The 19,060-nt window shown below is 61.6% G+C and carries 25 protein-coding genes; 8 read left to right on the forward strand and 17 right to left on the reverse strand.

Annotated elements, in window-relative coordinates; genetic code table 11:
• Window positions 1-37: 37 nt before the first annotated feature.
• Entirely contained in the window at window positions 38-1,021 is a 984-nt protein-coding gene (locus F7R90_RS02745) for a diacylglycerol/lipid kinase family protein (protein ID WP_158055754.1), read from the forward strand.
• Window positions 1,022-1,028: 7 nt separating this feature from the next.
• On the opposite strand, the gene F7R90_RS02750 is transcribed toward F7R90_RS02745, so the two are convergent.
• The 7 genes from F7R90_RS02750 to F7R90_RS02780 form a co-directional block, all read right to left on the reverse strand.
• Window positions 1,029-1,247, reverse strand: coding sequence for a hypothetical protein (locus F7R90_RS02750; protein WP_158055755.1), 219 nt, complete (start codon window positions 1,245-1,247; stop codon window positions 1,029-1,031).
• An 80-nt stretch (window positions 1,248-1,327) separates the two neighbouring features.
• A complete protein-coding gene (locus F7R90_RS02755; RefSeq protein ID WP_158055756.1) occupies window positions 1,328-1,861 on the reverse strand; it encodes a DUF5815 family protein in 534 nt (177 codons plus the stop codon).
• 71 nt (window positions 1,862-1,932) lie between these two features.
• The gene (locus tag F7R90_RS02760; RefSeq protein WP_158055757.1) at window positions 1,933-3,228 is read right to left on the reverse strand and encodes a hypothetical protein; all 1,296 of its coding nucleotides are present in this window, start codon (window positions 3,226-3,228) and stop codon (window positions 1,933-1,935) included.
• A gap of 48 nt (window positions 3,229-3,276) precedes the next feature.
• The gene (locus F7R90_RS02765) at window positions 3,277-3,690 is read right to left on the reverse strand and encodes a DUF7124 domain-containing protein (protein ID WP_158055758.1); all 414 of its coding nucleotides are present in this window, start codon (window positions 3,688-3,690) and stop codon (window positions 3,277-3,279) included.
• Window positions 3,691-3,763: 73 nt separating this feature from the next.
• Window positions 3,764-4,006, reverse strand: coding sequence for a hypothetical protein (locus tag F7R90_RS02770; protein ID WP_158055759.1), 243 nt, complete (start codon window positions 4,004-4,006; stop codon window positions 3,764-3,766).
• 103 nt (window positions 4,007-4,109) lie between these two features.
• On the reverse strand, window positions 4,110-4,346 hold the full coding sequence (locus F7R90_RS02775) for a DUF7120 family protein (RefSeq protein ID WP_158055760.1): 237 nt from the start codon (window positions 4,344-4,346) through the stop codon (window positions 4,110-4,112).
• 108 nt (window positions 4,347-4,454) lie between these two features.
• Window positions 4,455-5,696, reverse strand: a complete 1,242-nt coding sequence (locus tag F7R90_RS02780) for an NAD(P)/FAD-dependent oxidoreductase (RefSeq protein ID WP_158055761.1) — start codon at window positions 5,694-5,696, stop codon at window positions 4,455-4,457.
• A gap of 130 nt (window positions 5,697-5,826) precedes the next feature.
• Here F7R90_RS02780 and F7R90_RS02785 point away from each other — a divergent pair, with 130 nt between their 5' ends.
• Window positions 5,827-6,417: a DUF6149 family protein gene (locus F7R90_RS02785; RefSeq protein ID WP_158055762.1), complete on the forward strand. Its 591-nt coding sequence runs from the start codon at window positions 5,827-5,829 to the stop codon at window positions 6,415-6,417.
• On the opposite strand, the gene F7R90_RS02790 is transcribed toward F7R90_RS02785, so the two are convergent.
• Both F7R90_RS02790 and F7R90_RS02795 read right to left on the reverse strand, forming a co-directional pair.
• A complete protein-coding gene (locus tag F7R90_RS02790) occupies window positions 6,414-6,851 on the reverse strand; it encodes a hypothetical protein (protein ID WP_158055763.1) in 438 nt (145 codons plus the stop codon). The genes F7R90_RS02785 and F7R90_RS02790 overlap by 4 nt on opposite strands.
• Before the next feature lie 34 nt (window positions 6,852-6,885).
• Window positions 6,886-7,491, reverse strand: coding sequence for a GNAT family N-acetyltransferase (locus F7R90_RS02795; protein WP_158055764.1), 606 nt, complete (start codon window positions 7,489-7,491; stop codon window positions 6,886-6,888).
• A 258-nt stretch (window positions 7,492-7,749) separates the two neighbouring features.
• On the opposite strand from F7R90_RS02795, the gene F7R90_RS02800 reads away from it, so the two are divergent.
• Together F7R90_RS02800 and F7R90_RS02805 are read left to right on the forward strand one after the other, a co-directional pair.
• The gene (locus F7R90_RS02800; RefSeq protein ID WP_158055765.1) at window positions 7,750-8,400 is read left to right on the forward strand and encodes a helix-turn-helix domain-containing protein; all 651 of its coding nucleotides are present in this window, start codon (window positions 7,750-7,752) and stop codon (window positions 8,398-8,400) included.
• Window positions 8,401-8,474: 74 nt separating this feature from the next.
• Window positions 8,475-8,795 carry a DUF7344 domain-containing protein gene (locus tag F7R90_RS02805; RefSeq protein ID WP_158055766.1) on the forward strand — a complete coding sequence of 107 codons (321 nt, stop codon included), beginning with the start codon at window positions 8,475-8,477 and terminating at the stop codon, window positions 8,793-8,795.
• A gap of 12 nt (window positions 8,796-8,807) precedes the next feature.
• Here the strand turns inward: F7R90_RS02805 and F7R90_RS02810 are convergent, their stop codons facing one another.
• Window positions 8,808-10,181 carry an NAD(P)/FAD-dependent oxidoreductase gene (locus F7R90_RS02810; protein WP_158055767.1) on the reverse strand — a complete coding sequence of 458 codons (1,374 nt, stop codon included), beginning with the start codon at window positions 10,179-10,181 and terminating at the stop codon, window positions 8,808-8,810.
• Between the two features lie 540 nt (window positions 10,182-10,721).
• Here F7R90_RS02810 and F7R90_RS02815 point away from each other — a divergent pair.
• Window positions 10,722-11,600: a homoserine kinase gene (locus F7R90_RS02815; RefSeq protein WP_158055768.1), complete on the forward strand. Its 879-nt coding sequence runs from the start codon at window positions 10,722-10,724 to the stop codon at window positions 11,598-11,600.
• 16 nt (window positions 11,601-11,616) lie between these two features.
• On the opposite strand, the gene F7R90_RS02820 is transcribed toward F7R90_RS02815, so the two are convergent.
• Window positions 11,617-11,964, reverse strand: a complete 348-nt coding sequence (locus F7R90_RS02820) for a hypothetical protein (protein WP_158055769.1) — start codon at window positions 11,962-11,964, stop codon at window positions 11,617-11,619.
• Window positions 11,965-12,028: 64 nt separating this feature from the next.
• Complete coding sequence (pdxS, locus tag F7R90_RS02825; RefSeq protein WP_158055770.1) at window positions 12,029-12,937, reverse strand: pyridoxal 5'-phosphate synthase lyase subunit PdxS; 909 nt, start codon at window positions 12,935-12,937, stop codon at window positions 12,029-12,031.
• 117 nt (window positions 12,938-13,054) lie between these two features.
• On the opposite strand from pdxS, the gene F7R90_RS02830 reads away from it, so the two are divergent.
• A complete protein-coding gene (locus F7R90_RS02830) occupies window positions 13,055-13,765 on the forward strand; it encodes a DUF1405 domain-containing protein (protein ID WP_158055771.1) in 711 nt (236 codons plus the stop codon).
• A gap of 32 nt (window positions 13,766-13,797) precedes the next feature.
• Here F7R90_RS02830 and F7R90_RS02835 read toward each other — a convergent pair whose 3' ends face one another.
• Window positions 13,798-14,541, reverse strand: a complete 744-nt coding sequence (locus tag F7R90_RS02835) for an Lrp/AsnC family transcriptional regulator (protein ID WP_158055772.1) — start codon at window positions 14,539-14,541, stop codon at window positions 13,798-13,800.
• Window positions 14,542-14,724: 183 nt separating this feature from the next.
• Between F7R90_RS02835 and F7R90_RS02840 the strand changes: the two genes are divergently transcribed.
• A complete protein-coding gene (locus F7R90_RS02840; RefSeq protein ID WP_158055773.1) occupies window positions 14,725-14,934 on the forward strand; it encodes an HVO_0649 family zinc finger protein in 210 nt (69 codons plus the stop codon).
• 31 nt (window positions 14,935-14,965) lie between these two features.
• On the opposite strand, the gene F7R90_RS02845 is transcribed toward F7R90_RS02840, so the two are convergent.
• Window positions 14,966-15,391 carry a hypothetical protein gene (locus F7R90_RS02845; RefSeq protein ID WP_225741239.1) on the reverse strand — a complete coding sequence of 142 codons (426 nt, stop codon included), beginning with the start codon at window positions 15,389-15,391 and terminating at the stop codon, window positions 14,966-14,968.
• An 84-nt stretch (window positions 15,392-15,475) separates the two neighbouring features.
• On the opposite strand from F7R90_RS02845, the gene F7R90_RS02850 reads away from it, so the two are divergent.
• Window positions 15,476-16,159 carry a potassium channel family protein gene (locus F7R90_RS02850; protein ID WP_158055774.1) on the forward strand — a complete coding sequence of 228 codons (684 nt, stop codon included), beginning with the start codon at window positions 15,476-15,478 and terminating at the stop codon, window positions 16,157-16,159.
• A gap of 173 nt (window positions 16,160-16,332) precedes the next feature.
• Here the strand turns inward: F7R90_RS02850 and F7R90_RS02855 are convergent, their stop codons facing one another.
• Genes F7R90_RS02855 through F7R90_RS02865 form a run of 3 tightly spaced genes read right to left on the reverse strand, consistent with a single transcriptional unit; the run spans window position 16,333 to window position 18,971 of the window.
• Entirely contained in the window at window positions 16,333-17,232 is a 900-nt protein-coding gene (locus F7R90_RS02855; RefSeq protein ID WP_158055775.1) for an HFX_2341 family transcriptional regulator, read from the reverse strand.
• A gap of 36 nt (window positions 17,233-17,268) precedes the next feature.
• Window positions 17,269-18,753, reverse strand: coding sequence for a sodium:solute symporter family protein (locus F7R90_RS02860; RefSeq protein ID WP_158055776.1), 1,485 nt, complete (start codon window positions 18,751-18,753; stop codon window positions 17,269-17,271).
• Window positions 18,750-18,971, reverse strand: a complete 222-nt coding sequence (locus F7R90_RS02865; RefSeq protein WP_158055777.1) for a DUF3311 domain-containing protein — start codon at window positions 18,969-18,971, stop codon at window positions 18,750-18,752. The genes F7R90_RS02860 and F7R90_RS02865 overlap by 4 nt, the downstream gene beginning before the upstream one ends.
• Between the last annotated feature and the right edge of the window lie 89 nt (window positions 18,972-19,060).

Raw genomic sequence — 19,060 nt, forward strand, 5'->3', positions numbered from 1 at the left:
GTACACCTTTGGCTTTCTGCCCCAAATTATTCGTAATATGACTACTGACGGGGTCGGAACGGTGGGCGACCTGAGCGCGTCCGACGAAAGCGTCGATTCGCGTTCGACTCGCGACAGCGAGCGCGACCGCGCACTCGTTCTCAACCCAGTCAGCGGTGACGGAAAGCACCAAGAGCAGGTCCGGGGCCTCGCAGACGAGTACGGATTTACGATTCTCGAAACGCAACGCGAGGGCGAAGCCATCGAGTTCGGCCGATTACTCGGCGAGGCTGGTACCGACCTCGTCGCGGCGGCGGGCGGCGACGGCACACTCAACGAAGTCGCTCGCGGGTTGGACGCCGCAAACGCACTGGAGGGGACGACGTTCGGCGTCGTCCCGACCGGCACCGGCAACAACTTCGCACAGAACGTCGGCGTCGAGAGCGTCGAACACGCGTTCGAAGTCCTCGAACGCGGCGACCGCCATCGAATCGACCTCGGGACCGGTGACGACTGGCTCTTCCTGAACTCCTGCGTCGCAGGCGTCACTGCCGAAGCGAGCGCTTCGACCACGCCGGAGATGAAAGACCGCCTCGGCGTGCTAGCGTACGTCATCACGGGCCTGCGAACCGTCACGGAGTTCGACGGACTGCCACTGTCGGTCGAAGCACTCGGGCCGGAGGGAGGAGATACGTGGACGGGCGACGCGGTCACGGTACTGGTCGGCAACGCCCGTCGATTTCCGGCGGAAGGTCGCTCGCAGGCCAACTGCGAGGACGGCTTGCTGGACGTGACCATCGTCGAGCAGATGCCGCCGAGAAATCTGCTCGAAGAGGCCGCGGTCCAGCGGTTGTTCGGCGACGAGACCGAACACGTCACGCATCTCGAAGCCGCGAAGTTACAACTCGACGTTCGACAAGAAGACCCCATCGGATTCAGTTTCGACGGCGAAATCGGGAACTACAGTTCGCTGTCGCTCGGAACGCGGCCGAAGACGCTGAACCTCTGCGTCGGTGAAACGTACGAGTCAGACCCTCTGTAAGGGAAAATTAGGTTTCGAGTCGGTACCGGTACGGCGACGACTGGATGACGGTTACGTCGCCGCGTTCAGCGCGCCGCCCTAAGATGGTAGCGACGTGGTGGGCACTCTCGAACTGTTCGCCGGAGGCTTCGAGCAACTGGAGGATTTCGCGCGCCGTCAACGGTTCGTCTTCGTCTGCCTCGGCGAGGACCGTGCGAATGCAGTCGTACTCCCTCGCGCGAATCATATCCTTACTTCGTAAATACAAGTATTTAGACTTCAGTCAGACGAACGTCAGACGATAGTTTCGGGGGATGGAAGATGATTTCAAGCGGCCGTGTCGTGCGGTCCCGAGAAGTCCCGCTCGCGCCGATACTCCTCGACGAACTCGCTCACGTCGAAGTCTAGCATGTCGTCTTCGAACTGCGACATCGCCGAATCGTCGTCGGCGTGGGAGACGGCGTGTTCCATCAGTTCGACCAACAACTCCACGACGATTTCGTGGAGGCGGCGCGAGTCGAAGTCCGTCACCCAGACCAGCGAGTAGCCCACGTCTTGGTCTTCTTCGACGTTCTCGCTGACGACTTCTTGAGGAAACTCCTCCAAGACGACGCCCATGATGTGGGTCGTGCCGAACTCGCCCATGTCGTCGTCGGTATCGATGGTCTCCTGCAAGATAGCGACCAGAAATTCGGGAACGAAACGAGACGGCGGGTGGATGTCCATGACGACGGCGTGGCTCTCGCCACACGAACAGTCGTACTCCCGCATCCCCATGTCGAGTTCGTGGACGTAGACCGACTCGCCGCAGGGGAGGTCGAGTTCGGCCCCGCGGCCGCCCGGAACGCGCGGTTCTGCCATAGACGAGGGTTGGGTTTTCTGGCGTTTAAAGGCCGCGACTACAGGTCAGTTGTATACGCCAGTAACGGAGCCTACTGTCGAAACCGCTCAGAGAGTCCAACGAACGCGCCAGCACCGAGCGCGGCGAGTCCGACCGAGGCGGACAGCGAACTGGGAGACGCCGCGTTCCAGTCGAGCGAAACGCGTTCCCCACCGACTTTCGTCGCCCACGCCGACCCGCCGACGCCGCCAGACGAACCGGCGACGACGATGCCGCCGTCGTCGGACGTCGTTACTGCTCCCACGCTCTCGTACGTCACGATGTACGTCTCGCGCCAGTTCACGCTCCCGTTCGAATCGAGGCCGAGGAGCCACGTGCCGCGTTTGTCCGTCTGCTTTGGCTCACGCTCTCCAGCTAAGACGTAGCCGTCGCCCAATCGAGCGAGACCGTCTATCCACGCCCACTCGCCGTGGTCGTCGTAGGTTCGTTTCCAAGCGACGGTTCCGTCTGCTCGGAGTCTCCCCAACCACGCGATGCCGTGGTCGTCACGGCTGAAGTCAGTGACACCAGCGAAGAGGTAGCCGCCGTCTGGTGTTGCAAGCAGGTCCTCGATTCGGTCGCCACCGTGACTTCGACCGTAGGTTCGGTTCCACAGTTCGTTGCCCTCCGAATCGACCGCGACCGTCCAGCCGTCTTCGGTGGATCCGTGGTCGAGTCCGGTACTCCCGCCGAAGACGTACCGGTCGTCGTGGCCAGCCAGACACGTCACGTTGTGCCACGTCGAGGGACTGTACGTCTGGCTCCAGCGACGACTGCCGTTCTCGCTGGTCGCGAAGAGCCACCCCGCGTTGCGGTCGCTGTCGGGGTCGCTCGGTCCAGTCGTGCCCGCGAACAAGAAACCGGAGGGCGTTCGCGTCACCGCCGCGAAATTCGTGTTCGGCTTCGGGCTGTATCGTTCCTTCCAGCGTACCGCTCCGTGTTCGCCGATTCGGACGACCCACCCGTCGCTCTCGTCCGGTTCGAGCGTGTCGGTCGAGAGGTTCGTGGCTCCGGCGAGTAGGTAGCCGTCTTCGATTTCGAGCGCCGTCTCGAAGTACGCGTTGTCGGCGTCGTACGTCCGCGTCCAATCGGTGACGCCCCAGGGGTCGGTCTTGACGGCCAGCGCCTGACTCGCGTCGTATCCGACGTTGCCGACGAACAGATAGCCGCCGTCGCGGGTCGCAACCGCGTCGTGGAAGAGGCTCTCGCCGTCGGGTCCGTACTGGTGGCTCCACGCCCGTTCCGGCGGTTCGCTGTCGGCGGCGCGAGCAGCGCCGACGCCTGCCGTCGATGCGACACCGGCAGCGACACCTCGAAGGAGCGCACGCCGAGAGATGGAGGGGACCATTACTCGACTATCTACCACCGAAAGGAAAAATGTCTGCTGGTCGTCTACTTAGGGCCAGTCGTCGCGCTGGTCTTCTTCCTGTTCGACCGCGTCGTCTGCTGCGTCGTCGGCCATCGTCCACTCGGCCGCTTCGGCCGCTTCCTCGACCGAGAGGTACTCCCACTCGTGGTCCTCGGCCAACTCGCGGTCCTCGTCGCTAATGCCGACGAAGACGTGGCGGTCGGTGTCGAACTGTTCGCGGACGCTGTCTAAGCTCTCGCCCTTGCCCTTCGGTCCCGAGAAGAAGTCCTGCCGGATGCGGTTCTTGCGGGTGAAGTTCGTCACGACGTAGGTCGGTTCGTCGGAGACGACGCCGACGTACTCGGTCCACCGACGAGCGTCGGTGAACACCGCTTCCGGGTCGGCCAACTCCTGTAACGCCGAGAGTTCGAAGGCGAGGGTCATCTCGCCGGCTCCGTTCATACCTCCTTCTCGGACTGTGACGTGCAAAATGTCTTCGCTTCGGGTCGGGAATCGGTGCGGAACAGGGCGGGTCTCAAACAGCTTCGACCCGCAGGTACTCGGAGAACACGACGACTGAATCGTCTGGGAACAGCGACTGGAGTTCTGGCGTGACGGTGATGCTCGTACCGTGTTCGCGTTCGGCCAGTAGTTGCTGGGCAGGTTCCGGTAACTCGTCGTAGTGAATCACAGGGACGCCTGCCGGGACGGTGTTCGTTGGCCGGACCTGTAGGGTTCCGCTCTTCCCATCGGCCCGTGAGGTCGTGTTCGATGACATCGTGATACACGGTAACAAATAGCTCGAAGTATCTTAAACGTTCTGGCGGCGCGTAACCAAAAACCAAACCGAGTTGAACCTTCCACTCGGGAAGGAAAACCAGTTAGAAGCGGTAGCCTTCGTCGTCGCCGCCGAGCGAGCGGTCGCCCGTCTCCATCATCTCGTCTGCGAACTCCATCTCGTCGGGTTCGCTACTCTCCATCGTCACCTGATGTTCCTTGATGCCGAGTGCCAGCATCTCCTCGACTGCTTCTTGCCTATCGACGAACTCGTCCTGCGTGACGAGCTGGTCGATTTGCATGTCCACGTCGTCCGACAGCGAAATTTCCACCTGAGGCATAGCGACCCCTAACGGTTCCACGTACAACAGTCTTGGCTTTACAAGGAAGGCCGCTATAAGCGCACTCGGGAACGAGCAAAAAATCAGTCACCGCGAACGCCGACGGGTCTACTGCTCTTGGGGAATCGCGAGTTCTTCGGGGTCGAACTCCTTCTCCAACAGGGTCTCTTTCTGGTCGGCGACTTCGACTTCGCGCCGGATGAGGTCCTTGTAGTTGCCCTGCGGGGCGATGTCGCCGATGAGGACGCCGCCGACTAGCTTGCCGTCCTTGAACGAGAGACGCCGCCACTCGGTGTCGCTGTACTTGCGCTCGCACTCGTCGTCGCCCAGCGTCGGGAACCCGAAGCTGAGGAACGGGAAGTCGAAGTGCGTAATCGAGTAGGAGGAGACCCAGCGGAACTCTTCCTCTTCGGCGTCGGCGACCATGTTCTGGCCCGCGATGACGCCCTGCTCCTTTGCACTGCCCCACGAGCCGTTCTGGGCGTATTCGTCCAGAATCGTGTCGTAGTAGCGCGTGATGTCACCAGCCGCGTAGATGTCTTCCGTGCTGGTCTGCATGTGCTGGTCCACGACGATGCCGCTGTCCTCTTCTAGGTCTGCGCCTTGGAGGAACTCCGTGTTGAAGTTCAGGCCGATGGCGACACCGACGAACTCGCTGTCGTACTCCTCGCCGTTGGCGTCCACGGTCGAGACCACCGTGCCGCCGTCGTCGGTCTCGAACTTCTCGACGCCGCTCTCGAAGACGCACTCGACGCCCTTCTCTTCGAGGGCGTCGTGGATAATCTCCGCACCGTCGAGGCTCAGGCCGTAGCGCCACCAGCGGTTGCCACGCATGATGTACTTGGCTTCGACGTCCTGTGCGGCACAGACGGCCGCGAGGTCGATGCCGAGCAGGCCTGCACCGACGACGACGCCTTTGTCGGCCGTCTCTGCGTTCTCCTGAATCTTGCGTGCGTCCTGGAACGTCCAGAAGTGGTGGACGCCCTCGGCGTCGCTGTTATCGACGGGGAGCTGAGTCGGCGTGCCGCCCGTGGCGACCAGCAGTTTGTCGTACTCGTAGGCACCGCTGTCGTGGGTGTGGACAACGTGGGCGTCGGGGTCCACGCCAGTGACGAACGTGTTCAGCGCGAGGTCGATGTCGCGCTCCCCGTACCAGTCCTCGTCGTGGATGGAAATCGGCGCTTCGGGGAGTTTCCCTTTGGCGAACTCTTTGATGAGAATACGGTTGTACAGGGCCTCACCTTCGTCGGTGATGACCGTGACGTCGGCTTCGGGAGCCTCCTCCCGAATCGTTTCGGCCGCGGAACTACCCGCGATACCGTCACCGATGATTACGTACGACTCGCTCATAGCCGAACGTTCAGCTTCGGGGTTAAAGTGGGTTGCTATCTTCGGAGCGGACGCAATCTCTGCCGTCCCGCATCGTGCCAGTGGTTCCCGAACAGACGCACTTTTACTCCTCGCGTCCCAACCGCCGACTATGAAACTTCGCCAGAACGTCCGTCACTTCGCGTCGAAGAAGGCACTCGAACTGCCGGTCGTCGGCGACCTCGTCAGCGACAAGCTGGTAGACCTCCACACTGGAATTTTCCTCGACAAGGCCGACCCGGCCCACGCCGAGGAACGCCGCGAGCATCTGGACGCCTTCTTCGACGCGACGATGGACACCTACCTCGCCGCGCTACAGGAGGGTGCCCCCGAAGCCGAGGCCCGCGAAATCACCCACATTCAGGCGAACTTCGACTTCTTCAACCACGGCTGGACCGAGATGATGGAGTTCCCGAGCGACGAACTCGACCAGCACTACGACCGCTACGAGCAGTTCTTCGAGCGCCACGGCATCGCAATCGAAGACCCGCTCGGCGAGTTCGCCCCCGAGGAGATGCCCGAAGCACCCTCGACGCCCGAGAAGCTGGAGAATCCAGAGCATCCCTACGCTGAGGGTGGCTTCGCCGACGACGTGTACGTCGAAGGCGACGACGGCGAGATTTACGTCGGCGGGCAGGAAGAGCCTGCCGAGGTCGATGTCGCAGATGCGCCGGGCGTCAGCGACGACGACGTAGAGGCTTAGTCAGTCGTCGGCGGTGTGTCGTTCTCGCAGTCTCGCACGCTACCGATTCTGATACGGCCGTTTTCACCGACGAGTACGTCTACTCGACACACGCTTTCGTCGGTGATTTCGGCGGTTTGTTTTTCTCTCCCGTCAAAGCTAGCAGACACCTCGTACCGCCCCGGTTCGTCAGGAATCACACTTCGGAATTCCGCCTCATTGCTGTCTCCCTCCGCTTGCAAACTGTCGAGTGCTAACTTTTTCTCCAAGACGAGTTCGTCGTTCCGCTCCACGCGAAGATGGAGCGTGTGCGGTTCCGAGTGGAGATTTCCGACACCAACTGCCTCCAGCGTCGGTCCGTTCGGTGTTGTCTCGTTCGAGAGAACGGACGCTTGGCACCCAGAGAGGACCGTGACGGCGGCCGTGCTTAGTAGCAGGTACCGGCGGCGTAACATCTCGTTACACGTTCGTGCCTTCCGACTCAAAAACTCACTGCGTCGCCGCCTCGTACTCTTCTCGCAGAATCGTGTACCGATGGTAGTCCAGTGCTTCGCCGCCCTGCCGTTGGCTGTAGTGGCGCAGTAGCCCTTCGTGCTTGCCTCCGAATCGCACGACGTACTTCTCGGCCATCCGCCGCGAGCGTTCGTTCACAGCGGCGATTTCGGTCTCGTACGCCGAGAACTCGTGGCGTTCGAACGCCAGTTCGAGCAACGCTGCGATGCGCTCGCCAGCGTAGCCCCGACCCCAGAATGGCTTGGCGAGAACGATACCGGTGCTTGCGACCTGCGCCTCCCAGTCGGTGTTGTACCCAGTGAGTCCGACGAGTTCGCCCGCCTCCGGTTCGCTCGCTTTGAGTCGAATCGTGTAGTTGGCCTTCTCGCGGTCGGTCCACTGCTGTTCGCAGTGGTCGATATACTTCGAGACGTGTTCCTCGTCTTCGAACCGGAACCACGGCATGTGTTCAGTGACTTCGGTCTGCCACGAGTCGGTCAGTGTGCGGTCGGCGAGTTCGTCGAGGTCGGTGTGTTCGGTCGAGAGTCGTTCCAACACGAGACGGTCGGTTTCGATGCGCTCGGGATAGCTTCGGTCGGGCATGCTATCTGCACAGACACACCCCGTGTATCAAGGGCTAACGCTGGCGGAGAGGGACACCGGTAGGCCTAACCGCATAAAAGTGGTAGTAGGAATCGGGACTCTCTCCCGAGAGACATCTCTGTTCAGTGGTTTTCGGTTGAGAGCGCTACAGGCGTCGAAATTCGCCGATATTCTCTGTTCGCGCCCGAGTTAATTGAGCGCGTCCGCATCGACTCACGCGGAGTAACACCTACCGTGTGTTCTCACCACTAGAGGTGCATGGCCGTCATCGTCGAATTCACTGTGGACCGGGAGGAGTTCGCACTCGGGCAAGCCCTCCGCGGCATGGACGTCGAACTCGAAAAGATAGTTCCGACTTCGAACACCGTCATCCCCTTCTTCTGGGCCAGCGGGGGCGACCTAGACGCGCTCGAACGGCACGTCGAGGAGAGTACGTACATCGAGAACCTCGAACCGCTCGAAACCGTCGAAGACCGGTCGCTCTATCGAGTGTCGTGGACCGGCGAGTACGAAGACCTCGTGGATGGAATCGTCCGCAACGACGGGACGATTCTCGAATCGCACACCGTCGATGGGACGTGGGTGTTCAGGCTTCGGTTTCCCGACCACGAGTTTCTGACCGATTTCTACGACTTCTGTACAGACCACGACATCGGCATCAACATCGAGCGCGTCTATACGCTGACCGAACAGACCTCCCAGAAGCGCAACTTCGAGTTGACGCCCGAACAGCGCGAGGCACTGGTGCTGGCGTACGAGGGAGGGTACTTCGAGACGCCGCGGGCGGCGAGTCTCGCCGACCTCGCCGACGAAATCGGTATCTCCGCGCAGGCGCTCTCGGACCGCATCCGGCGAGGCAACGAGAAGATACTGGGCGAGGTGCTGTTCGTCTCCGGCGACGAGTCGTGATTCGACCCCGTTTAAAACGCCTTGCTCAATCTGCGGTAACTCTGATTGGTCCAATACACTACGGTGCAATCGCAATGGACCGCACACAAGCGACTGACGCGCTGTACGACTGCCTGTCTCATCGTCACCGTCGGTGGACGTTGGCAGTGTTAGACCAGCGGGAACGAGCAGTGACTGTGCGAGAGTTAGCGGAGGAAATCGCGGCGCACGAGCGCGACGAATCGGGTGACCCTGCAAACAAAATTCGAACGTCGCTCTACCACGTCCACCTACCGAAGTTGACTGAGATCGGACTGGCCCGGTACGACGAGGGTGCGCGAATGGTCTGGCTCACCGACGACGCGGACGACGTGGTGTCGGACCTGCCCCAGACCGACGAATGCCCGGTGGTGTAGAACAGCGAGCAACTACTCCGGCCGAACGACTTCCTTCCGACCCGCGATTCTGTCGGCGCACTCGTAGCCAGCGACGATGCCGCCGTTCAAACTGCGCTCGGGGTACTGCGCTCTGCTGGCCATGCCCGCGTAGTAGACGCCGTCTGCGATGTCGTCACCGAGGTCGTAGGGAATCACCATGTCGAGGTAGCCACGCTCGTAGACCGGCGCGGCGCGAGGGTTCTTCGCGAGGCGGAACTCCCTCACCGACTCGCGGTCGAACTCGGGGAACATCTCCTCGACGTGGCCGAGCCAGAGGTCTTCTATCTCCTCGTCGTCCATCTGCCAGAGGTCCTCCTCGTAGTCTTGGATGTAGCTGGCGACGTACAGCAAGTGGTCGCCGCCGTACTTCTCGGGCGGAATGAAGTTCGTGTGTTCGATGAGCGCGCCGAACGGCGCGTCGTGGCCGATGTTGAGCCAGTAAGTGTCCATCAGCGACTCCTCCATCGTGAGGAGCGCACAAACTGCACCTTGGAAGTCGATGTCGCACTCGTAGCCCAGCAGACCTTCGAGGACGTTGGGCATCGCTGCGACGATTACGTCGTCTACCTCGTGGGTTTGGGTCGTGGTGCCGCCGTCTGCGGCCTGCTGACTGGCTGCTTCCTGGACTTCGGCCGTCTCGACGGTCATGCTCTCGACTGCACCGTTCTCCGTAGCGACTTCCGTGACGCGCGCGCCGGTCGTGATGTTCTCTTCGCCGACCTCCGAGACGAGTTCGTCGAGCAGTCTGCCGAATCCGCCTTCGAGGTAGCCCAACGGTTCGCCGCGGAGCAGGTCGCGCTCGCCTCGGAACTTGATGCGACCGAGCAACCACGCCGCGCTCACGTCGTCCACTCGACTGCCGAACTTCGCGTCGAGGAGCGGTTCGAAGAAGCCCTCGTAGACGCCTCTACTGGTGTGGTCGATGAGGAAGTCCTTGATGGGCACGTCCTCGAAGTCTTCCAAGTTCTCGTAGGTGTCGAACTTCGGAATCCCGCCGCGAACGTCGATTTCTTGTGTCAGCATCGTCAGCCGGAACTTGTCGTAGACGCTCATGTGGGGGTAGGCCGCGATTTCCCACGGTTTGTCCATCGGGTGGACGGTCCCGTCCCAGTAGTAGCCGTTCTTGCCGATGGGCCACTCCAAGTCGTCGCCCAAGCCCAACTCCTCGATGAGGTCGATGATGGTCTCTTCGGAGGCGGAGAGGTGGTGGTAGAACTTCTCGATTGGGTCGCCAGCAGTCTCGTACACCGCGGCGAGTCCGCCGACTTCGTCGCTCGCTTCGAAAATCTGCACGTCGTAGCCGTGCTGTTGGAGGCGATGGGCGGCCGCGAGACCGGCGATACCCCCACCGACGATGCCTATCATGACTTTTGGTTCGTCGTGGTCGGGCAAATGCCTTGTTACCGACGGCGCGACTGGGGGTTTCGAGATTGGTGGCTGGTAGTTGGTTTCGCCCGGTGAACCAAACCACCGGAAACAGCAAACGACACAAACCGCGAGCGGGCGGGGGCTTTCGAGGAGGAATTGTCGGTTGTTCTGGCTTCGATGTTGCAGCGACGAACGCAGTGGGGCTAGCTACTCCCGAAACCAAGGAGAGACCGTACAGCACCGCACCGCGAGCGCCACACCCTCCCCAACCGACTGCGGTCCTCACTGCGTTGTGGTCCTCGTCCCTCACACGAATTTGGCGCGACACGAGGTCGCACCGTCAGAGCAAGCTCTGACGAGCCTTCGTTCACTCTGTTCACGAAGACGCCAGCGCGCGCCGAAATCATCTACCTACATTTTCGTAAAACACTCCGATTCCACAAATCCACGAACTCCGAATCAAAAATAAAAACGAATCACACCCCAACCCCGCCTATCGTCGGCAGGTTTTTGCGTGACGTACGATTACGCAGGGACATGATTACGGTGCGGGCACCCGCGACGACGGCGAATCTCGGCAGTGGCTTCGACGTGTTCGGGGCGGCGTTGGCCTGCCCTGCGGACGTGGTGCGGGTCGAGCGTGCAGACGAGACGACTATCGACGTGACGGGCGCTGGCGGGCGGTTCATCCCGACCGACCCCGAGGAAAACACGGCGGGCGTCGTCGCCCGAGAGTTAGACACGCCCGCGCACATCCACATCGACAAGGGCGTCCGGCCCTCCTCCGGACTCGGTTCGTCGGCCGCGAGCGCGGCGGGCGCGGCCGTCGCGCTCAACGAACTCTACGACCGCGGATTCTCCGACGAGGAGTTGGTTTGGGCCGCCGCGGAGGGCGAGGCCGCGGTGTCAGGGGAAGCCCACGCGGACAACGTCGCACCCTCGATTCTGGGCGGCTTTACTATCGTCACCGACGACGGAATCACGCAAATCGACGCCGACCTCTCGGTGGTGGCCTGCCTCCCCGAAACCGTCGTCTCGACCCGCGACGCTCGCGGTGTCGTCCCCGACTCGGCCAGCATGGACGACCTCGTGGAGACGGTCGGCAACGCCTCGACGCTGGTCGCCGGAATGCACCGAGACGACCCCGAATTGGTCGGCAGAGGACTTGACGACCCGGTGGTCACGCCAGCGCGCGCGAAACTCATCGACGGTTACGACGCTGTCGAGGAAGCGGCCCGCGACGCAGGTGCGACCGGAGTGACTGTGTCTGGTGCCGGTCCCTCGATGCTCGCAGTTTGTCGCCCGGAGACGCGCCGCGACGTGGCGAAGGCGATGGTCGCGGCGTTCGGCGAAGCAGACGTCGATGCACGGGCGTACCCGACGGAAATCGGCGACGGCGCGGAGATTTGGCGGTAGAAAGAGGCTGTCGAAATTACTGTAGTCCCGACTGGAACGCGAGCAGCGCGACGAGGCTCCAGACGAACAGTCCGAGGCCGTAGAGCAGCATGAGCGCACGAACCGGCGTGTCCGAAGACGGCCCCGGCATGAGACCGATGTTTTCGCCGAGTTCAGTCTCTCCGGAGAGTCCCGACTGCTCGATTGCGGCCCCGCTCACTGCACCCGCCTGCGCACCGCCGAGGGCGACGAGCAGGACGCCGAGTCCAGCGAGGACGAGCATCAGTAACCCCGAGTGGGTTGCGACGTACGCCAGAGCGACCGTCGCCGCACCGAACAAACCGGTGTAGAGGGCGAGTGGCTTCGCAAGTTTGGAGAGCGCCATTGCTTATCGTGACGGTAAACAAGTAATATAAATAAGTATTCTGGGCGGAAGAACGGATCTCGGCTCAGTTCCCGCGTCCCTGCAACTTCTCTTCTTCGGGCAGGTCAACGTTCGCTTCGCCCTTCATGCCCGAACCGATGTTCTTGCTGATTTCGGCGAGTCGCTCGGGGTCGTCCCAGTTGTTCGTCGCCTCCACGATGGCGTTGGCCATCAGTTCCGGGTCCTCTGCGCCGAAGATGCCCGAACCGACGAAGATGCCGTCACAGCCGTGGTGCATCATGAGCGCCGCGTCAGCGGGCGTGGCGATGCCACCGGCCGCGAAGTTCACGACGGGCAGGCGACCTGCCTCGGCCGTTTCGTGGACGAGGTCTGCGGGCGCTTCGATTTCGCGGGCGAGCATCTCGCGCTCTTCCTTGTTCATGCCCTCCAACTCTCGAATCTGGCCCTTGATGGTCCGCTGGTGGTGAACCGCTTGGTTCACGTCGCCCGTGCCAGCCTCGCCCTTCGTACGAATCATCGCCGCGCCTTCCTCGATGCGGCGGAGTGCTTCGCCGAGGTTGCGCGCACCGCAGACGAACGGCGAGGTGAACTCGCGCTTGTCGATGTGGTACTTGTCGTCGGCAGGCGTTAGGACTTCGGACTCGTCTATCATGTCCACGCCGGTTGCTTCCAGAATCTGGGCTTCCTTCGTGTGGCCGATTCGGGACTTACCCATCACCGGAATCGACACTTCGTCGATTATCTCCTCGACGTCAGAGGGGTCGGCCATCCGCGCGACGCCGCCACGTTTTCGGATGTCGGCCGGAACTGCTTCCAGCGACATCACGGCGACAGCACCCGCGTCTTCGGCGATACGGGCCTGCTCGGGGTTGACCACGTCCATGATGACGCCGCCCTTCTGCATCTGGGCGAACCCGCGCTTGACGAGTTCGCTCCCACGCTTTAGCTCCTCGATGTTGGTTGCTTCGGCCATACTCTAGCGTTGCTACGCGATGGCTTAATGCATACCGGTTGGCAGTCGTTCTGCCGGATGGAGATGCTCCCACGATAGACCGCCAAAGCTTTGCGCCAGTCCTGAGACCGACCGTACATGTCGCTTCCGCGCCGTGAGGACCTCCCGTGGTACGTCGCACCCCTGCCGAAGCAGGTCGAAGACTTCGGTCTTCGCTTCGCATGGGTCATCGTCGCCATCAACCTCGCGGGGACTGCCTTCGGCTTCTGGTACTACGGTTTTCATCCGCTTCCGCTGTCGGACCCGCTGATTACGTGGCAGTTCGCCGCCGAACCCCCCGTGATGTGGCCGTTCGTCCCGGACAGTCCCGTGGCGACGTTCTTCATCGCCGCGAGTCTGGGCCTGTGGAAACTGGGAAGAAACAACGAAACCGTGAACGCGCTGGCGTTCTTCGGCTGTCTGAAACTCGGCGCGTGGACGCCGTTCGTCCTGCTCGCGTTCATGGAGGGCTTCTCGTACAACTCCGTACTGATGTACAACTTCCTCTTCTGGAGCCACCTCGCTATGGTCGTCCAAGCGTTCCTGATTCACCGTTACAGCGAGTTTCCAGTGTGGGCTATCGCCGTCGCCGTCTTCTGGTACGGCTTCAACGACTTGGTGGACTACTTCGTTCCAATTGTGGGGACGCCACACCACACGCTCGTTCCCGCGCAGGTAGTCGGCCCGAACGGGTTCATGACTCACCCTTCGCCAGCGCACGAAATCGCGGCGGCAGGCGCGGTCACGATTACGCTCGTTGCGACGTTTCTGGCGCTGACGACGCGGGTGAAGAAGGTGGAATTACAGTGAACGGCCGATTCGATACCGACCAGTGCACTCGTTCACTCAGTCTTGAACGCCTCTAACGTCCCGTCCGGAACCGCTTCCCGCGAGAACAGCGTGATGACGTCGCCGGACTCGACGGCCGTATCGCCTCTCGGCGTGACCATCTCGTCACCGCGCTCGATGCTGATGACGAGCGTTTCGTCGTCTAACATTCCATTCTCTTTGGCCTCTTGCAGCGTCTTCCCGGTAATCGTGGCGTCTTCGGCCACGGTGAACTCGACGACTTCGGCACCGCCAGCGAGATTCTGAATGTCGGCCAACGATTGGGTGAGGTGGCCGTTGTTCGGACTGAAAGGGTGGTAGGGGTGGAACCGCTCGTTTTGGACGATGTCCTCTCGCTCCAGTTCCAGACCGTGGTCCGAGAGGTCGCGCGCGATGCGAGTGATGTCGTCGGTATCGGTTCCGACGGCCGTCACGACGAGGTTCTCGCGGCCCGACATCAACTCTTGGACGTTGACGACGCCGGAAATTTGGAGCACTTCTTGGGCGTACCGCTGGCGGTCCGAGACGGGCACGGTACATCGGAACTGGTTGACCACGTAGCCATCGGTGCGTTCGTAGTCGATGTCCGCGTGATAGCCCCTGATGATGCCGTGGTCCTCCAACTGTCGAATTCGATGGCGAATCGTCGCTGGCGTCACGTCTACCTCCTCGGCGATCGTCGGTGCAGTCGTGTTGCGCGCGTCCGCCGCCAGATGATAGAGAATCCGTTTGTCGATTTCGTCCAGCCGATAGTCCATACGCTCTCTACTTACGGAATCGGTAAAAAGTCGTTCCTCACCGTCGCTTCTGACGACCGAATCGGACCTCGTGATCAAAATCCAGTTGTCATTATTTGGCAATCGTGAATTTAGACGCCTCCAGATTTTTCATGCAGAAAAATTTCTAGAGGTTTTAAGAAGCCACGTATCTAACGGCATCGTATGTCCCGTGGAGACGACGAAGGGAGGAGTCCGTTCGAGCGAATGACGACGCACATGGACGACGCGGACCTCGTCTGCCCGGACTGCGGGTACGAGGACGAGGAGGGCAGTTGGACCGCCGAAACCAACGGAGACACCGTCTTGTACCGTCACCTCTGCCCGAGTTGTGGGTCAGTTCGCAAACGAACGTTCGAATTAGGAGATGAGTAGGTCTGAAGCCGCTACGACTCTGTTCCCACTGTCATCGGTCGTAGACGCGGCCGAGAAATTCCCAGTGGAGCGACGGGCCGTCGTCGAGCGTGACGGCCGGTTGTAGTTGCACTCGGTATAGATACGGCCCGTGCGGACACTCGCTACAGCCTTCGGCGCACGGTTGCTTTTTGACGACCTCTGTAGATCCGTTTCGTTCGATAACCTCGAGAATTTCTTCGCCCGGACCGGCCTCCAAGACCGCTTCCGGTGCGGACCGCGTCGGTATCCGCGAGCGAGCGTACGTTACGACGGCATGAAGTTCGGACTCGGAGAGCGAATCGAGTTGGGATTCGAGGGAATCGGGCAGTGTGAGGTCCGATTGTTCCGTTGGCGCGCCCGCGGATGGTTCCTCCCCGCTCGTCCCGAGAGGTTCGTCGCGCCTCTCGCGTCCTGAATCGTCTCCGTTGGGTACCATGCTGTGCTAGTTGTCAGCCCCACACTTACGTTTTCGTATTCGAAAACTAGTGTTTTAAGTGTATCTGGCAATCCGTAATTCTGTATGTACATAATCGTCGTCGGAGCGGGTGACATCGGGACGCAACTGCTCGAACTAGTCACCCGAGAACAGCACGACGTGGTCGTCGTCGAGAAAGACGAGGACGCGGCAGAACGAGCGGCGCAGAACTTCGACTGCCTCGTGTTGAACGCGGACGCGACGACTATGGAGACGTTAGAAGAGGCGGGAGCCGACAACGCCGACGCCATCATCAGCACGACTGCGTCGGACGCGACGAACATCATGGTCATGCTCCTCGCACAGGAGGTGTCGATTCCCTCGCAAGTCTCGGTCGTCCAAAAGACCGAACACATGAACCTGTTCCGCCAGTTGGGCGTCAACGTCCTCGAAAATCCGGAGCAGTTGATTGCAGAGTACCTCTTCCGTGCGGTCCAACGACCGGCGATTCAGGACTTCATGCATCTCGCCGACGGTGCAGAGATATTCGAAATCACCGTGAAGTCGGAGAGCGACATCGCGGGACAGACGCTCGCATCGGCGAACGAGACCGGCGTATTCCCGGACGGCGTCCTCGTCGTCGCTATCGAGCGCGACCAGTCCGTCGTCCTCCCGCAGGGCGATACGACGGTCGAAGCCGGTGACTTGGTGACCGTGTTCTCGAAGCGTGGGTTCGCACCCTCCATCATCGAGGTGTTCACTGGCGAGCAAACAGCGACGACGTACTGACCTTCGCAGTTCGCTATCCTGACCAGCGTGTCGAGTCGCGGTTCGCGGCTACGCCGGAAGACAAACTGCGTCTTCCGAGCCTTGGCTCACGTGCGTTCGCCAAGACACCGCTCGATTATTCCGACCCGCGTGGCGGGTCGCCGTTCGCGGTTCCACCGCTCAATTGGAGACCCTCACTCCGTTCGGGTCTCCCCATCCGCGTGCGCTCGAACCCACAACTCGCCGATGCGTGAGAGGCGCGTCCGATACGATTTACCGTGTTCTTCCTGCTCGATGTAGCCTTTTCCACCGGGACCCAACCTGTCTACGTTGTAGATGACCTTCGAGCGGAAACTGTCGGTGTACTCCTCGTTGAGTTCCCGCGAGAGGGCCTCCGCGAGTTCGCTCACGCTGTCGAATTCACCGTCTTCCCCGAGTTTGAACAGGATGAACTCCTCGAAGGGCTTGACGTTCGAGAAGGAAGCTACGGGCAACTCTACGATGTGGCCGTCGTCGATGCGCTTCGCGCCGATGGTCGTTCCGCGCTCGTCGAACTCCGAGAGTAGTTCGCGCGCGCTCTCTAGACGCTCCGTGACGCGCTCGTCGTCGGTCTCCTCGCGCAAGTCTTCGAGCAGGTCCACCTGTTCGTGCAGTTCCTCGGCGAGTTCGGTTTCGAGGTACTTCTCGGGGGCCGTGTAGTAGGTGTGAATCTTCTCGCGGTCCTCTTCGCGCTCGACCATCACGGAGTGGGCCGCCGTGGCGAAGGCGAAACTGACCGGCCGCGGCATCGCGCTGACGTTGACCCAGACCTCCCTGCCAGCGTCTAATTCGGAGTTGATGAGGTCGTAGGCCTGCTCGAACGCGGCGTCGTAGTCGTACACGTCCGCGAGGACGACGCGCTCGGTGGTCGCCCCCAGCAGGTTCCGGAAGTCCTGTTCGAGTTTCCGCGAGAGGTTCCGCGAGTACTCGACGTTGGCCTCGCTCCCGACCGCGCCTTCGAGCAAAATCACGCGGTCTACGTCGAGTTGGTCGCGGACCAGCGGCGCGATGAGCCGGTCGTAGTCGAAGCCGACCGGAACGACGTGCGTCTGCATGGCTATCGGTTGATTCGAACGCGAGAAAAGTCTTGGCTAGTCCGCCCGCAGTCCTTCGTACACCGACGGATGTTCGTCTGCGGCAGGCGTCGTCAGCGCGGAGACGCCCACCGTCAGGACGAGACCGAGGAGCATCCCGACGATGGAACTACTCCACCCCGCCGAACCGAGTACGGAGTAGCTCCCGGGAACGAACGGGACGAAGACGCTCGCCAGATAGAACGTCTGACTGCCGCCGATGCCAGCGAACATGCCGGCTCTCGTCGTCTTCGACCAATAGAGCGCCGCGATGACCGGTAGCGCAAGTTGTGCGTAGCCACCGAAGGCGGTGTCGCCGATTTCCACGAGCGCGCGCGGTGAGAAGAGACTCGCGACAAACGCAAGTATGGCGAACGCGGCGACGGCGACACGCGCCAGCAGGTCCTCCTTGCGGTCGCTCGCGTGAGCGTTGACGAACGGTCGGTAGAGGTCGCGGGTGAGGTACGACGACCCCGAAAGCAACATCGAGTCCGAGGAGGACATCATCGCGGCCATCGCCCCGGCGATGACGAGCGCGGCGAACCACGCCGGAGCGTACTCGTTGAGCAGAATCGGAAGGACGTTGCCACCCTCGGGGACTGCCACGCCGAGGCCCTTCGCCCACGCGCCGAGCATGAACGCCGGGACGAACAAGAGGACGACGAGAATCGGCCAAAGCGAGAACGTTTGCTTGAGGACTTTCTTCGAGCGCGCGACGAAGAATCGCTGATTGACCTGCGGGAACATCGCCACGCCGAACGCGATGCTCACCGCCGTCGAGATGATGTACGGGGCCGAATAGAGACCGCCGCCGAGCGCGAGAAACTCGGGATTCGAACTCGCGAGGCTGGCGGTCGCTTCCTCTGCACCGCCGACTGCGGCGAGAATCCACGCGACGGCGGCCCAGACCATCACCAGCATGAACGCGCCTTGCAGGGTGTCGGTCCACGCGACCCCGCGCATCCCGGCGAGAACGACGTAGGCAATCATGAACACCGTCACGAGACCCGCGCCCGCCCAGTAGGGGACACCGCCGTTCGTGAGTGCTTCCAAGGCGGTCCCCGCTCCGATTTGCTGGAGCATCACGTAGGGGAACAGCCAGAAGAGGCTGATTCCGGCGACGAGTCCCCGGAGTAACGGCGACCCGAATCGGTCGCCCAGCATCTCGCCGAGGGTGACGTAGCCGTGTTTCTTGCCGACGAGCCACTGCTTGTAGCCGACGACGTACCACAGGATGGCGAATAGGACGCCGTCCATCAGCCCCATGACGAGGATCCACTCCGGTCCTGCGGCGTAGGCGACGTTCGGTCCGCCGAAGAAGGTAAACGCAGAGAGGAGCGTGGCGAACGTCGTGAACAGCAGGACCACTGTGCCGAGCGTTCGACTCGCGAGGTAGTAGTCCTCGGCGGTCCGGTCGGTCAGTCGATAGGCGACCAAGCCGATGGCGAGCGCGAGCAGCAGATAGCCACCGATGATACCCAGTTGCAGTGTCGTCTCGCTCATGGCTCGCTCGCCTCCGCCTCGATGCCGACGCCCCACGCGCGTTCACTGAAGACGTAGAAGACGACTGCAGTCAGCGCCATCCAGCCGACGTGCCACCAGAGCCAGACGGGAAGTCCGTAGACGACGCTACTCGTCCGCCAGAGGAACCACGGCACCGCCAACGCGACGACGACCGCGAACGCGACCAGCCATCCGTACGCCTCCGCTCTCGAAACCATAGTATCGACTCACGGTCAGGAATCCATAAACGTTGCTGAAGTATTTCTCCGACTGGGGTGTTTGAAGAGATTTCGTTTTCAAAGAGTGC

The organism is Halorussus halophilus, from assembly GCF_008831545.1.
Lineage (GTDB): Archaea > Halobacteriota > Halobacteria > Halobacteriales > Haladaptataceae > Halorussus > Halorussus halophilus.

Bases quoted from the DNA above. Each gene is read 5' to 3' on its own strand.
- F7R90_RS02745 (WP_158055754.1), top strand. From the start codon at position 38: ATGACTACTGACGGGGTCGGAACGGTGGGCGACCTGAGCGCGTCCGAC.
- F7R90_RS02750 (WP_158055755.1), bottom strand. From the start codon at position 1,247: ATGATTCGCGCGAGGGAGTACGACTGCATTCGCACGGTCCTCGCCGAG.
- F7R90_RS02755 (WP_158055756.1), bottom strand. From the start codon at position 1,861: ATGGCAGAACCGCGCGTTCCGGGCGGCCGCGGGGCCGAACTCGACCTC.
- F7R90_RS02760 (WP_158055757.1), bottom strand. From the start codon at position 3,228: ATGGTCCCCTCCATCTCTCGGCGTGCGCTCCTTCGAGGTGTCGCTGCC.
- F7R90_RS02765 (WP_158055758.1), bottom strand. From the start codon at position 3,690: ATGAACGGAGCCGGCGAGATGACCCTCGCCTTCGAACTCTCGGCGTTA.
- F7R90_RS02770 (WP_158055759.1), bottom strand. From the start codon at position 4,006: ATGTCATCGAACACGACCTCACGGGCCGATGGGAAGAGCGGAACCCTA.
- F7R90_RS02775 (WP_158055760.1), bottom strand. From the start codon at position 4,346: ATGCCTCAGGTGGAAATTTCGCTGTCGGACGACGTGGACATGCAAATC.
- F7R90_RS02780 (WP_158055761.1), bottom strand. From the start codon at position 5,696: ATGAGCGAGTCGTACGTAATCATCGGTGACGGTATCGCGGGTAGTTCC.
- F7R90_RS02785 (WP_158055762.1), top strand. From the start codon at position 5,827: ATGAAACTTCGCCAGAACGTCCGTCACTTCGCGTCGAAGAAGGCACTC.
- F7R90_RS02790 (WP_158055763.1), bottom strand. From the start codon at position 6,851: ATGTTACGCCGCCGGTACCTGCTACTAAGCACGGCCGCCGTCACGGTC.
- F7R90_RS02795 (WP_158055764.1), bottom strand. From the start codon at position 7,491: ATGCCCGACCGAAGCTATCCCGAGCGCATCGAAACCGACCGTCTCGTG.
- F7R90_RS02800 (WP_158055765.1), top strand. From the start codon at position 7,750: ATGGCCGTCATCGTCGAATTCACTGTGGACCGGGAGGAGTTCGCACTC.
- F7R90_RS02805 (WP_158055766.1), top strand. From the start codon at position 8,475: ATGGACCGCACACAAGCGACTGACGCGCTGTACGACTGCCTGTCTCAT.
- F7R90_RS02810 (WP_158055767.1), bottom strand. From the start codon at position 10,181: ATGATAGGCATCGTCGGTGGGGGTATCGCCGGTCTCGCGGCCGCCCAT.
- F7R90_RS02815 (WP_158055768.1), top strand. From the start codon at position 10,722: ATGATTACGGTGCGGGCACCCGCGACGACGGCGAATCTCGGCAGTGGC.
- F7R90_RS02820 (WP_158055769.1), bottom strand. From the start codon at position 11,964: ATGGCGCTCTCCAAACTTGCGAAGCCACTCGCCCTCTACACCGGTTTG.
- pdxS (WP_158055770.1), bottom strand. From the start codon at position 12,937: ATGGCCGAAGCAACCAACATCGAGGAGCTAAAGCGTGGGAGCGAACTC.
- F7R90_RS02830 (WP_158055771.1), top strand. From the start codon at position 13,055: ATGTCGCTTCCGCGCCGTGAGGACCTCCCGTGGTACGTCGCACCCCTG.
- F7R90_RS02835 (WP_158055772.1), bottom strand. From the start codon at position 14,541: ATGGACTATCGGCTGGACGAAATCGACAAACGGATTCTCTATCATCTG.
- F7R90_RS02840 (WP_158055773.1), top strand. From the start codon at position 14,725: ATGTCCCGTGGAGACGACGAAGGGAGGAGTCCGTTCGAGCGAATGACG.
- F7R90_RS02845 (WP_225741239.1), bottom strand. From the start codon at position 15,391: ATGGTACCCAACGGAGACGATTCAGGACGCGAGAGGCGCGACGAACCT.
- F7R90_RS02850 (WP_158055774.1), top strand. From the start codon at position 15,476: ATGTACATAATCGTCGTCGGAGCGGGTGACATCGGGACGCAACTGCTC.
- F7R90_RS02855 (WP_158055775.1), bottom strand. From the start codon at position 17,232: ATGCAGACGCACGTCGTTCCGGTCGGCTTCGACTACGACCGGCTCATC.
- F7R90_RS02860 (WP_158055776.1), bottom strand. From the start codon at position 18,753: ATGAGCGAGACGACACTGCAACTGGGTATCATCGGTGGCTATCTGCTG.
- F7R90_RS02865 (WP_158055777.1), bottom strand. From the start codon at position 18,971: ATGGTTTCGAGAGCGGAGGCGTACGGATGGCTGGTCGCGTTCGCGGTC.